Genomic DNA, 12,314 nt, shown 5'->3' on the forward strand with positions numbered 1-12,314 from the left:
TAATGCGTTATCCTTTCACCGCACCAGCGGCAAGTCCGCTCACGATATACCGCTGAGCCAATAGGGCAATGATCAACACTGGCAGTGTGATAATGCAAGCTGCGGCCATTAAGGCACCCCAGTTAATATCTGAATACGACAAGAAATTAAATACAGCAATCGGCAGTGTCTTGGTTTTGTCTCCAGCAAGTATAATGGAAAACATAAAGTTGTTCCATGAGAAAATGAAGGAAAGCAGCGACGATGTAATAATACCGGCTCCTGATATCGGTAAAATGATTCGCACAAACACTTGGGATCGAGTACAACCATCAATAAGTCCAGCTTCTTCGATTTCCAATGGAAGTCCCTCAAAAAACGAGATCATAATCCAAATGATAAAAGGCAAACCCACCAGCATGTGGCTCAAAATAAGCGCAGTATACGTATCGACCAAATGCAAATTTGAGAACAAAATAAACCACGGAATCAAAAACGTAATCCCCGGTATAATTCTAGCGACTAAAATAACCAGGCCAAGACCTTGCAGACGGTATCTGGCGATAGCATATGCCGCAGGCAAACCCAGAAGCAAGGAGCCAACTGTGGAGCCAACAGCTACGATAAAGCTATTGACAATAAAACGCATAAATTCGTATTGCTCGAACACGTTCACGTAGTTTTTGATTGTCGGCTTAAAGACTAAAAACTGTCCGGACGACATGATTTGCGCCTGTGTCTTGAACGAGGCCAACAGCATCCATATAAACGGGAACGAAAACAAAAGAATCACAATGATCGTTAACAGCGTATAGACCCTATTATAAGCGCCTTTCTTTTTCATTATCCACTTACACCTCCATCCTTTTACGGATCCAGATCATGGCTAGTGTAAGACCCATCACCAGCGCAAAAAATATAACGAGCAGCGAAGAAGCCATACCCAGCTTGAAGTATTGGAAGCCGAGCACATAGCCGTAGACGTTTAACGTTTCGGAGGCCAGATTCGGTCCGCCTTGCGTCGTAGCATAGATGATATCGAACGTCTTCAGCACGTCGATCAGACGCAGCATAACAGCCACTATAATTGTCGGACGCAATAACGGTAGTGTGATATAGATGAATTTTTGCCACACGGTTGCTCCATCCACGTCAGCTGCTTCATAAGGGTCGCTTGGCAGCGTAGACAAGCCGGCCATGACAATCATCGCAATCATCGGTGTCCACTCCCATACATCCACAATAACAAGGGATGGAATAACCTGGGAGGGCGAAGCTAGCCACAGTAAGGGGTCCAACCCAAGCGATTTCAGCAGCGTGTTGGCTATACCGATTGTCGGCTCATAGATCAGCATCCAGACAAGACCCATCGCTACCGGAGTTGCAACCATCGGCAATAGAAATAAGGTTTTGACAATGTTTTTCCCTTTGAAATCACGATATAAGAGTAAAGCAATCGCGATGGCTAATACCGTTTCCAGGATGAGTGCTGCAAATGTAAAATAAAAGGTGTTGCCAACCGCATGCCAGAACCGACTTTCTGTTAGTAAAGCGGTGTAATTGCTAAGACCGACCCATTTGGGCGGAGTCGTCGCCGACATGCTCCATTCATAGAAGCTGATGCGCAGCGTGTATACAATTGGGAATACCATCATAACTAGAACGAATATTACGGCAGGCATCGTGTAAATCCATTTAATATTACGGTCAAACCAGGTTTGATTCATGATAGATTCTTCCTTTCTCGGCTAGAATACAGAAAGGACCGGCTCTAACACCGGCCCCTTCCTTTCCATACCTTATTTTCCTTTTTCTTTATCCATAATAGCCTGCAGCTCTTCATTTGCTTTATCTGCAGCAGCCTTGATGTCACCACCGGTAATGCCTTGTAGCACAACGCCTCCGACCACGTCACGAGCTTCACCTACTCCTATTAATACGGGGCGATCGTGATCAATGCCGCCTTTAGCGGAATCCTTAATGACTTGAACCATCTCTGCCGGGAAGCCGGAGACACCATCAGGTTTTTCCCATACAGAAGTTCGGGCACCCGGGTTGCCGAGCTTCTGGGTTTTTAAGACAACATCTTTACTGGATGCCCATTTAATGAACTCCCATGATGCGTCCTTGTTAGCTGTTTTTGCATTCATGGCCAATCCCCAAGAGGTAATGTTGTATGGCTTCGATCCCGCGGCACCACCAGGGAACAACGCATAACCTACCTTGTCGGAAACTGTCGATTTTTCTGGATCTGTTACATTTTTATAAAGAGAATTTGCATCTGTGATAAAGGCTACCTTTCCTTGTGCGAAAATACCAAGTGCTTGCGGCCATGACATATTAAGAACGCCTGGAGGAGCGTAATCCTTTAATAGACTGCTGTAGGTTGTAAAGGCTTTAATAGCTTCCGGGGAATTGATCGTTGCCTTGTCACCTTTGGTGAAGTCTCCGCCTTCTGAATATAAGAACGAGGATACTTGAGTTACAAGCGGTGATCGTTGGCCGCGGGCTACGAATCCATACATTTCAGCTTTCGGATCATGCAGCTTTTTTACAGCCGCTATCAATTCGTCGATTGTTTTAGGCACAGCAATATTCGCTTTTTGCAGCAAATCCTTACGGTAATACAGGATTTCCTGCTCGGTGATGATCGGGATTCCCGCAAGCTTGCCATCTACTGTGGTAGAACCAATGGAAGACTTCGTAAAATCGCCAAAATCATAATTGGCATCTTTGCTAGTAAACTCGTCCAATGCTTGTACCCAACCATTTTTGTAGAACAGCTTGCCCTCTTGCAGCGGACGATACATGAACACATCCGGTGTAGCAGAGTTGGAAGTAAATTGAACCGTTAATTTTTGCGTGAGCTGGTCTTCGAAAAAGCTTTGAAGCTCTACCTTCATTCCTGATTGTGCTTCAAATTCGGGAATTAATGGCTTGATTGCTTCGCCCCATGGGTGATTGGCTGTCACAACAGTCAGTTTTTTACCCTCGAAAGGTTTCGCTGCTGCCGGCTTGCTCGCATCTGTTACAGGTGCTGGTGTCGTACTCCCGCATCCGGCAAGCAAACTCATTCCCATTACTGCCACAATACCGGTCGGTAACCATTTTTTCAGTTGTTGATTCATCTATTGAACCCTCCTAGAATCTCTCTGATCGTTTGTTCGATCTATATGTATAGCGTAACTGATTTTATTGTTACACGAAATAACGCAGATCAAACATCTATAACGGGAACACAATGCATTTACTACCCTTTGTCAAAAAGAAAATCTAAGTCGAGTTGCTCTTGTTTTCTTCTTCTACATGTTTGTTTTTCTTTAAATTACACGTATTCAAACACAAACAAATATGATAGACTGTAAACAAAACCAAATAAACATACATTCGGAGGTAAAAACATGGTACAAAGTTTGTGGGAAGCATCTAAAGCAGCAGAGAAGGTAACAGGTCTTGATCAATTGGTTTATCGTTCGAATTTAATTGGTACTGATCGTCGTGTATGTAATTTTGGCGGAGGTAATACCTCAACTAAGACAGTTGTCAAGGATTTCCGTGGTCGTGATGTGGAAGTTATGTATGTGAAAGGCAGCGGCTCCGACTTGGCTTCGATGAAAGCGGCTAATTTTACAGGCTTACGCATGGAGGATATTCGTCCTTTGTTCGACAAACCGGAAATGCCCGATGCCGAAATGGTCGCTTACCTGGCGAACTGCATGATCGATGCCAAGGACCCTCGTGCTTCAATTGAAACCTTGCTTCACGCTTTTCTTCCATTTAAACATGTTGACCATACCCACCCCGATTCCATCATCAGCCTTTGTTGCGCAGATAATGGCAAAGAGCTAGCTACTGAAATTTTTGGCGACCGCTTTGTATGGGTTCCTTATATACGTCCTGGCTTCACCCTCTCCAAGATGATCGCTGAAGGTGTTCTTAACAACCCTAATGCCGAGCTGGTACTTATGGAGAAGCACGGTCTGGTTACATGGGGAGAAACCTCCGAGGAGGCTTATGCCCAAACGATCAAAATCATCACTGAAGCCGAAAGCTTTATTGAAGCACGCATTAAAGAAGAGCAAGTTTTCGGTGGTGTGAAGCACGCCGCTTTAGCTGCTGACGTTCGTAAAAGCGTTGCCGCACAAGTGATGCCTACGATCCGCGGCGCTGTAAGCGATGCAAAGAAAATGATCCTCTCCTTCGACGATGCTGATGATGTCCTGCAATTCGTTGGCGGTACAAATTCCGCAACTCTTTCCCAAGTAGGTGCAGCTTGCCCTGACCACCTTGTCCACACGAAGGTTGTTCCATTATTCATTGATTGGACGCCGAATGCTGACGATATCGATGGCCTGAAAGCAAAGCTTAAAGAAGGCGTCGCTGCTTACAAAGAGATGTACAAAGCTTATTTCGACCGCAACAAAAACGAAGGCGATGTGATGTTCGAAGCAGCGCCGCGTGTTATTCTGATTCCAGGTGTCGGCATGATTAACACTGGCAAGAGCTGGGCTATGTCGCAGGTTAGCGGGGCTTTGTACCACCGTGCAATTGCCGTTATGCGTGGCGCTACTGCCCTTGGCGAATTCGTCTCCCTTGTCGAAAACGAATCGTATAATGTCGAATATTGGCCGCTTGAGCTTTACAAATTGTCCTTGGCACCTGCGGAAGCTGAATTTTCCCGCAAAATTGCCTTTATCACTGGCGGAGCCGGTGGCATTGGCAGCGAAACTGCACGTCGCCTTGTATCTGAGGGTGCGCATGTTGTGCTGGCAGACCTTAACCTTGAAGGTGCGGAAAAGGTTGCAGCCGAGATTAACGCAAAATACGGCGAAAACCGGGCGATTGCCGTTAAAATGGATGTAACCAGCGAAGATATGATTAAAGCTGCTTATGCCGAGACCTCCATCACTTATGGCGGCGTGGATATTATTATCAATAACGCAGGTCTTGCTACCTCTAGCCCATTCGACCAAACCTCGCTCAAGGAATGGAATTTGAACATGAATGTGCTTGGAACGGGATATTTCCTCGTTGCCCGCGAAGCGTTCATTCTCATGAAGGAACAAGCCATCGGCGGCAATATGGTGTTCATCGGCTCCAAGAACTCCATTTATGCTGGTAAAAGCGCTTCGGCCTACAGCTCGGTTAAAGCATTAGAGGCTCATCTTGCACGTTGCATCGCCGCAGAAGGCGGAGAGTTCGGCATTCGCGTCAATACGATCTTGCCGGATGCGATCCTGCAAGGCTCGGCGATTTGGAACGGAAGCTGGCGTACAGAGCGTGCCGCTGCCTACGGCATTGAGCCGGATCAATTGGAAGAGCATTATCGCAAACGCACAACCCTGCTCGTTAATATTTATCCACGCGATATTGCCGAAGGCATTGCTTTCTTTGCTTCTTCGAAATCGGATAAAACGACAGGCTGCATGCTAACTATCGATGGCGGCGTACCGGCTGCATTTACTCGCTAATCGATGATCTTGATCTTGATTAACCTATAAAGGAGACTACCTATATGCCGTCAGCTACAGGGGAAAAGCTTTGGATTATTCCTGACGGTTACATTCCGGAGCTTAGCTCCGGAGCGTTAACCAGCCATGAATCGATCTGTGTACTAAATACCGCATCCGAGGATGCCCAGCTTAGCATTACGATCTTTTTTGAGGATCGGGAGCCCATTGAGGATATATGGGAGGTTGTTCCAGCCCGCCGGACGAAGCATATCCGCACTAGCTCTTTAGCCAAAGAAGGTAAATCGATCCCAATTGCCGTACCCTATGCAATTGAAGTAAAAAGTGATATTCCGGTTATTGTCCAATATAGCCGCTTGGATGCGACCCAGGCTGAGAATGCCTTAATGTCGGTCATTGCTTATCCCGTCAAATAAAGGATTGCTTATCTCATTGTATAATCATTCATCCAATACTAAGTTAGAGGAGCCTAACCCATGGACAAAAACGTTCAAGCCAATTATGAATTAGCCAAAGAGCTATATGCCTCGCATGGAATTGATGTAGATCAAGTACTTAAGCAGTTGGAAAATGTGAAAATTTCGATGCATTGCTGGCAAGGTGATGATGTAAAGGGCTTCTTGAATCGTGACCAGGATTTGACTGGCGGCATCTCCGTAACAGGTAATTACCCCGGAGCGGCGCAAACCCCTGCCCAGCTTCGTGCAGATTTGGAGAAAGCGTTCTCTTTGATTCCCGGCAAGCATAAGGTCAATCTTCATGCTATCTATGCAGATACAGATGAAAAGGTTGAGCTTAATGATCTGGAACCGAAGCATTTTGAAAGATGGGTAGCATGGTGCAAGGAGCAAGGGCTGGGACTTGATTTCAACCCGACCTGCTTCTCCCATGAAAAATCCAGTGACGGCTTTACATTAAGCCACTCCGATCCTGAAATCCGCCAATTTTGGATTGACCACTGCAAAGCATCGCGAAAAATCGGTGCTTACTTCGGTGAGCAATTGGGCCAAACCTGCGTAACGAACATCTGGGTACCGGATGGCTATAAGGATGTCCCCGCTGACCGGATGGCGCCAAGACAACGCTTGAAGTCGGCACTCGACGAAGTGTTTGCCGAGGAGCTCAATCCCGCACATAACCTGGATGCCGTTGAAAGCAAGCTGTTTGGCCTCGGGTCCGAAGCCTATGTCGTTGGCTCTCATGAGTTCTACATGGGCTATGGCATCCAGAACAACAAACTGATCTGCCTCGACGCCGGCCACTTCCACCCGACAGAGGTGATCTCCAATAAATTATCGGCTCTTTCTTTGTTTACCGATGGTATCCTGCTGCACGTCAGCCGTCCGATGAGATGGGACAGCGACCACGTTGTAACTATGGATGATGAGTTAATTGAGATCGGCAGAGAATTAGTACGCGGCAACCTGCTTGGCAAAACACATATCGGCCTCGATTTCTTCGATGCAAGCATTAACCGTGTAGCTGCTTGGGTAATCGGTACGCGCAACACCATTAAAGCTATACTTCGTGCTATGCTTGATCCGGTGGAGGCTTTGAAAAAAGCTGAGCTTGAGGGCGACTACACCACACGCCTTGCTTTGACCGAAGAGTTCAAATCGTATCCGTTTGGCGCGATTTGGGATTACTATTGTGCCTCCAAAAACGTTCCCGTTCGCGAGGAATGGCTGGCCGAAGTGAAAAGCTATGAGCAAGAAGTGCTGCTTAAACGATAAAATGGTGTGGAGTGGATACAAATTGACGAGTAAGGGTGATAACCTTGGGTGATATTATCGCTTTTGATCTAGGGGCTAGCAGCGGCAGAGCGCTGCTTGGCCGCTTGGTAGATGGCAAGATCGAAATAACGGAGCTTCATCGGTTTTCCAATGATCCTGTGCAGGTGGGCGAACGCCTGCATTGGGATATATTGCGGTTGTACCACGAAATCAAGCAAGGGCTGTTAATCGCCAAAAACCAAGGAATCGACGTGCAAAGCATTGGAATCGATTCCTGGGCGGTCGATTTTGGCTTTATCGGCAAAAACGGCGAATTGGTCGGCAACCCATACCATTACCGTGACCGCCATACGGAGGATGCTATGGAGCAGCTTTTTGCCCAAATTCCAGCATCTGTTATCTTCGGAAAAACAGGCATTCAATTTTTGCAGTTTAATACGATTTTCCAATTATTTGCTCTTAAACAAGCTAATTCCCCCTGGCTGCAAGAAGGCAACCGATTTCTTATGATCCCGGATTTGCTGAGATACTTCCTAACCGGGGACATGCACAATGAGTTTTCGAATGCTACGACGACACAATTATTTAACCCCATTAAGGGTGATTGGGATGAAGATCTGCTCAAGCTGCTCGATTTCCCTAAATCTTGGTTTGGCGATGTGCTCCAGCCTGGCAGTAAAGCCGGTATGCTGCAAGCCTCCGTTTGCGAGGAGCTCGGCATGAAGTCGATTCCCGTCTATGCAGTAGCCGAGCATGATACCGGCTCCGCCGTAGCGGCTGTTCCAGCAACCGACTGTTCTTTTGCCTATTTAAGCTGCGGCACTTGGTCGTTGATGGGTACAGAGGTGCAAAAGCCAGCTATTAACGATTTGGCGCAAAAGCTGAATTTCACCAATGAAGGCGGTGTCGAGGGAACATACCGCTTACTTAAAAATATTATGGGCTTATGGATTTTGCAGGAATGCCGCCGCGAGTGGGAACGAGCAGGAAAATCGTATGCATTTCCCGAATTGGTTCAAATGGCCGGTGTGGCTAAACCTTTTGGAGCTTTTATCGATCCGGATGATTCGATGTTCCTTGCACCTGGCGATATGCCTGCAAGAATTACGCAATATTGCTTACAGACAGGCCAGCAGGCGCCTGAGTCCGTTGGGGAAATCGTCCGCTGCATTCTGGAAAGCCTTGCTATGAAATACAGGTTCGTGTTCGAGATGACCGAGCGCCTATCCACACAGAAATTTAATGGCTTGCATATGGTCGGAGGCGGCATTCAAAATACGCTACTCTGCCAGTGGTCAGCTAATGCAATAGGCAAGCCGGTCTGGGCGGGTCCTTCAGAAGGAAGTGCCATTGGGAATTTGGCTGTCCAATGGATCGCCCAAGGTGTATTCAAGGATATTTGGGAGGCACGCCAAGTGATCCGGGATTCCTTCCCGCTTGCTACCTATGAGCCAGAGGAGCAGGAATTGTGGGCTGAGGCCTACGGCCAATTCACAAAGTTGACAGGGATTGCCGAGTAGCCTATGCTGCATATATTGTTTGTGAAAAGAGGTACGCCATGCTAGTTGCGGAGCGTTATGAGATGATTGTAGGTTTGGTTAACGAAAGAGGCGGCATTAGGGTATCCGAGCTTAGCGAGCTCTGCCAGGTTACGGAGGAGACGATTCGCCGCGACCTGGACCGCTTGGAGCAAGCCGGCCGTCTTCGCCGGTCGCATGGCGGTGCGGTTAGCGTTAAAGATAACCAGCAACCGGAAATCCCTTATTCCGAACGGGAAATTACCCACGCCGAAGAGAAAAAAAGGATTGCCCAGGAAGCGATCAAGCTGATCGGCTCCAAGGACCGGATTCTCCTCGACGCCAGCTCGACGGCCTGGTATATGGCTGCCGACTTGCCTGATCTGCCTCTGACCGTGCTTACGAATTCAATCAAGGTCGCTACGGAGCTTAGCAGCAAGGAGAAAATCCAGGTGATCTCGACGGGCGGCATTTTGGCGCAACGTTCCTTGTCCTTTGTGGGGCCGCTCGCCGAACGTTCGCTTGATGCCTACCATGTAGACAAGGTTTTCCTTTCCTGCAAGGGCGTACATCTGGGCCGTGGCATCAGTGAGTCCAATGAGCTGCAGGCTCGCATCAAAGAGCGGATGATCGGCATGGCAGATCAGGTGATCCTCTTGGCGGATTCCAGTAAATTCGGCGTACAAGCATTCACCCATGTTGCCCATTTATCCGAGGTCGATGTTATTATTACAGACCGCCGCTTGGACAAGGAAACATTGGAGCGGTTGCAGGATCTGGGAATTACCGTTGTAACTGTATAATGAACCCTCTCCAACCTCGCAACATATGGGTAGGTTGGAAAGGGTTCATTTTGTTGCGTTGATTTCTTTCTCATTCGAGGCTACGCTTGAAACTGTACCGCCTAAACGGTATATTTAACCTTCCAGCAGTTGGTAGATTCAATAAAGGAAGGATGGTGAAGCATGGCTTATTTATTTTTAGCGATTTCCATTGTAAGCGAGCTTATTGGAACCTCCATGCTAAAAGCATCCCAAGGGTTTACAAAGCTGCTCCCTATCTTAGGAGTGATTATTAGCTTTGGTTGTTCGTTCTTCTTTTTATCCTTATCGCTCAAAACGATACCCTTAAATGCCGCCTACGCCATTTGGTCTGGCTTAGGTACGATTGCTACTGTTGCCATATCGGTACTTATTTGGAAAGAGAAAATCAATATAGGGAGTATTATTGGCATTTCTTTAATCGTCATTGGAGTCGCTGTACTAAACCTCTTTGGCCCCGCCCATGGCAGCGATGCAGCGGATCCTTCAAAATCGGAGCCGTCTATAGCCCAGAAAAAATAAGCACATGGATAAAAAAAGCCCCCGATTCCACTTTTACAGTGAATTCAGAGGATTTTTTTGTTTATTGCATTGGATTGTTGCAGGTTGTCAGGTGATACAACGTTTCAACGTTTCAAGCTATAATCGTTGGTCGCATACGCAGAGCAGGTACTGGATCGTTGCAAGTCATTAGGGTAACGCCGCATTCCAGCGCATAAGCTGCCTGCTGTTCATCGTCAGGGCAATAGCACCAAGCTAAAATCCCCATATCCTGAAACGATGCGACTACTTCCGGCGTCAACAAGCTCATACTGATACCCGCCGCCCACATTTTAGAATAGGTTCCGGTATCGCCGGGCACAAAATTGGACATAACGTCCCCAAGAAAACCTTGGGTGCGAACCTGGTGCTTGTCATGGAGATAAGCCAGAATATCAGCATCGAAGCAGGTAAACACACAGCGGGACAAATAGCCGTATTGTTGAAGCAGGGCAATGGTTTTATCCACAGCCTCCTGCGCATTCTCGCTTTTTTTAATTTCCACATTCAACAGAACCTCGGAATAGGGCTGAAGCAGCTGGCACAGCTCCTCAAACGTAGGTATCTTAAGCCCCTCAAAAACCTGATTAAACCAGCCTCCCGCATCCAGCTGTTTGAGCTCAGTCAAGCTGTAGTCACCTATTGGACCTGTGCCATTTGTTGTGCGATCCAGCGTCTCATCATGCAGCACCATCAATACGTTGTCCTTGGACAGCCGCAGGTCAAACTCCAGCATATCTACACCTAGCTCCAATGCTTTTTGAAAGGCCAGCAGTGTATTCTCCGGGTAAGCAGATTTATAGCCTCTATGGGCAGCAACTATAAGTGATGATTGATCAGCAAGAGCTTCTATCGTTTCTAGGGCTTTTTTCATTGGTTCAAAATCCTTTCTGCTTCCTTCTTGAATGTATCCAGCGTCGTCTGGACATTTTTGCTGTCGTACATAATCGCTTCAATCGCCGAGAAAAACTCATGCATAATTTCCGGCCAAGCTACGTCCTTATTGGTATCCACTGCATATTGAAGCTGGTCATAAGCTACCTTGCGGTTAGGCTCTTTGGCCCAAAGCTCTTTCATCTCTTTGGATTCAACCATGGCTTTGGTAAAAGGCAGGTAACCGGATTGCAGAATGAACGGCAACGCACCTTGAGGGTCTGTTTCCATCCAGCGCACAAATTCCCAGGCAGCCGCTTTGTTCGGTGAGGATGATAGCAGGGCCACATTGGCTCCACCGGTCGGTGTAGCAATCACTTTGTCCTTGGGCAGGAACGCTGTTACATAGTTAAAGGAAACGGTGCTGGCAAGGCCGCCGATGCTGCCAGTCGATCCATACATAATGCCGACTTTGCCGTCTACAAACATTTTCGACGTAATATTCCCGGAATCCTGCGCTGGCGGGTAATACAAAGCCCCTGTATTTTGTAAGTCTTTCAGGTAGTTAAAGGCTTTAGCACCTACTCCATTGTCATAAAAACCGATTGTTTTTTTATCATCGCTAAAAAATTTTCCGCCTGCCTGTGAAAGCAAGGCAATCGGATACCATGTATCATAAGGCATGGTCACGCCATAACGTTTAACTTCGCCGTTTTCTTTAACTACAAGCGCATTAGCGGCTTTATTTAGCTCTTCCCAGGTTGAAGGAACAGCAAGCCCCAGCTCATCCAGCATTGTTTTATTGATATGTAGAATTGGAGTCGAACGGTTAAGCGGTAGGGCTACCAGCTTATTGTTGAAGGTCGAGTGCCCCATAAGGCCAGCGGTAAAGCCATCCGCACTGAGGCCAGATGTTTTAAGCAGCGGGTTGAGATCCTCCAACACATCCGCATCAGCAAACAGCTCTACATAGGCACGCTCCAGCATACTGACATCCGGTGCGGTTTTGGAGGCAATCGCCTGCTGCAGCTTCGTAACCGTCTCATCATAGCTGCCCTGGAAATTGCCAACAACCTCGATATCCTGATGGCTTTCATTGAATCGTTTGATCAGGGCATCCATATATTCACCGTTTTTACCACCCAAGGAATGCCAGAACTGTACCGTTGTTTTACCCGCTTTGGTGGGTGTTGTAGTAGTCGATGTCTGGGCTGCTGGCGCAGTAACAGCGGGTGTTGTAGCTGAGGCTGTCGGCGTTGTTGGTGCTGAGCCTGGTGTGGGCGCTGCTGTCGGCTGTGGCTGATTGCCTGTGCAGCCAGCAAGTAAGCTGACCAGCATCGTTGTGGACAAAAGTAGACTGGACTTGTTTTTCATGTTTAA

Annotated in this window: 11 protein-coding genes; 6 read left to right on the forward strand and 5 right to left on the reverse strand. The window is 47.4% G+C overall.

Features of this window, described 5'->3' with window-relative positions; all coding sequences use genetic code 11:
- Positions 1 to 7: 7 nt before the first annotated feature.
- The 3 genes from G9U52_RS04260 to G9U52_RS04270 form a co-directional block, all read right to left on the reverse strand.
- Positions 8 to 823, reverse strand: a complete 816-nt coding sequence (locus tag G9U52_RS04260) for a carbohydrate ABC transporter permease (RefSeq protein ID WP_166146491.1) — start codon at positions 821 to 823, stop codon at positions 8 to 10.
- Between the two features lie 7 nt (positions 824 to 830).
- Complete coding sequence (locus G9U52_RS04265) at positions 831 to 1,706, reverse strand: carbohydrate ABC transporter permease (RefSeq protein ID WP_166146493.1); 876 nt, start codon at positions 1,704 to 1,706, stop codon at positions 831 to 833.
- A 72-nt stretch (positions 1,707 to 1,778) separates the two neighbouring features.
- Entirely contained in the window at positions 1,779 to 3,107 is a 1,329-nt protein-coding gene (locus G9U52_RS04270) for an ABC transporter substrate-binding protein (protein WP_166146495.1), read from the reverse strand.
- A 273-nt stretch (positions 3,108 to 3,380) separates the two neighbouring features.
- Here G9U52_RS04270 and G9U52_RS04275 point away from each other — a divergent pair, with 273 nt between their 5' ends.
- The 6 genes from G9U52_RS04275 (at position 3,381) to G9U52_RS04300 (ending at position 10,043) form a co-directional block, all read left to right on the forward strand.
- Entirely contained in the window at positions 3,381 to 5,450 is a 2,070-nt protein-coding gene (locus tag G9U52_RS04275; protein ID WP_166146497.1) for a bifunctional aldolase/short-chain dehydrogenase, read from the forward strand.
- A gap of 44 nt (positions 5,451 to 5,494) precedes the next feature.
- Positions 5,495 to 5,866, forward strand: coding sequence for a sensory rhodopsin transducer (locus G9U52_RS04280; protein WP_166146499.1), 372 nt, complete (start codon positions 5,495 to 5,497; stop codon positions 5,864 to 5,866).
- A 60-nt stretch (positions 5,867 to 5,926) separates the two neighbouring features.
- Positions 5,927 to 7,183: an L-rhamnose isomerase gene (gene rhaA / locus G9U52_RS04285; RefSeq protein ID WP_166146501.1), complete on the forward strand. Its 1,257-nt coding sequence runs from the start codon at positions 5,927 to 5,929 to the stop codon at positions 7,181 to 7,183.
- A 44-nt stretch (positions 7,184 to 7,227) separates the two neighbouring features.
- Positions 7,228 to 8,703, forward strand: coding sequence for a rhamnulokinase (locus G9U52_RS04290; RefSeq protein WP_166146503.1), 1,476 nt, complete (start codon positions 7,228 to 7,230; stop codon positions 8,701 to 8,703).
- 38 nt (positions 8,704 to 8,741) lie between these two features.
- Entirely contained in the window at positions 8,742 to 9,503 is a 762-nt protein-coding gene (locus G9U52_RS04295; RefSeq protein ID WP_166146505.1) for a DeoR/GlpR family DNA-binding transcription regulator, read from the forward strand.
- 162 nt (positions 9,504 to 9,665) lie between these two features.
- On the forward strand, positions 9,666 to 10,043 hold the full coding sequence (locus G9U52_RS04300; protein WP_166146507.1) for a DMT family transporter: 378 nt from the start codon (positions 9,666 to 9,668) through the stop codon (positions 10,041 to 10,043).
- A 112-nt stretch (positions 10,044 to 10,155) separates the two neighbouring features.
- Here the strand turns inward: G9U52_RS04300 and G9U52_RS04305 are convergent, their stop codons facing one another.
- Positions 10,156 to 10,935 carry a glycerophosphodiester phosphodiesterase family protein gene (locus G9U52_RS04305; RefSeq protein ID WP_166146509.1) on the reverse strand — a complete coding sequence of 260 codons (780 nt, stop codon included), beginning with the start codon at positions 10,933 to 10,935 and terminating at the stop codon, positions 10,156 to 10,158.
- Positions 10,932 to 12,308: an ABC transporter substrate-binding protein gene (locus G9U52_RS04310; RefSeq protein WP_166146511.1), complete on the reverse strand. Its 1,377-nt coding sequence runs from the start codon at positions 12,306 to 12,308 to the stop codon at positions 10,932 to 10,934. The genes G9U52_RS04305 and G9U52_RS04310 overlap by 4 nt, the downstream gene beginning before the upstream one ends.
- Between the last annotated feature and the right edge of the window lie 6 nt (positions 12,309 to 12,314).

Origin of the sequence: Paenibacillus agricola (assembly GCF_011440305.1) — a bacterium.
GTDB classification, from domain to species: domain Bacteria; phylum Bacillota; class Bacilli; order Paenibacillales; family NBRC-103111; genus Paenibacillus_S; species Paenibacillus_S agricola.

Bases quoted from the DNA above. Each gene is read 5' to 3' on its own strand.
- G9U52_RS04260 (WP_166146491.1), bottom strand. From the start codon at position 823: ATGAAAAAGAAAGGCGCTTATAATAGGGTCTATACGCTGTTAACGATC.
- G9U52_RS04265 (WP_166146493.1), bottom strand. From the start codon at position 1,706: ATGAATCAAACCTGGTTTGACCGTAATATTAAATGGATTTACACGATG.
- G9U52_RS04270 (WP_166146495.1), bottom strand. From the start codon at position 3,107: ATGAATCAACAACTGAAAAAATGGTTACCGACCGGTATTGTGGCAGTA.
- G9U52_RS04275 (WP_166146497.1), top strand. From the start codon at position 3,381: ATGGTACAAAGTTTGTGGGAAGCATCTAAAGCAGCAGAGAAGGTAACA.
- G9U52_RS04280 (WP_166146499.1), top strand. From the start codon at position 5,495: ATGCCGTCAGCTACAGGGGAAAAGCTTTGGATTATTCCTGACGGTTAC.
- rhaA (WP_166146501.1), top strand. From the start codon at position 5,927: ATGGACAAAAACGTTCAAGCCAATTATGAATTAGCCAAAGAGCTATAT.
- G9U52_RS04295 (WP_166146505.1), top strand. From the start codon at position 8,742: ATGCTAGTTGCGGAGCGTTATGAGATGATTGTAGGTTTGGTTAACGAA.
- G9U52_RS04300 (WP_166146507.1), top strand. From the start codon at position 9,666: ATGGCTTATTTATTTTTAGCGATTTCCATTGTAAGCGAGCTTATTGGA.
- G9U52_RS04305 (WP_166146509.1), bottom strand. From the start codon at position 10,935: ATGAAAAAAGCCCTAGAAACGATAGAAGCTCTTGCTGATCAATCATCA.
- G9U52_RS04310 (WP_166146511.1), bottom strand. From the start codon at position 12,308: ATGAAAAACAAGTCCAGTCTACTTTTGTCCACAACGATGCTGGTCAGC.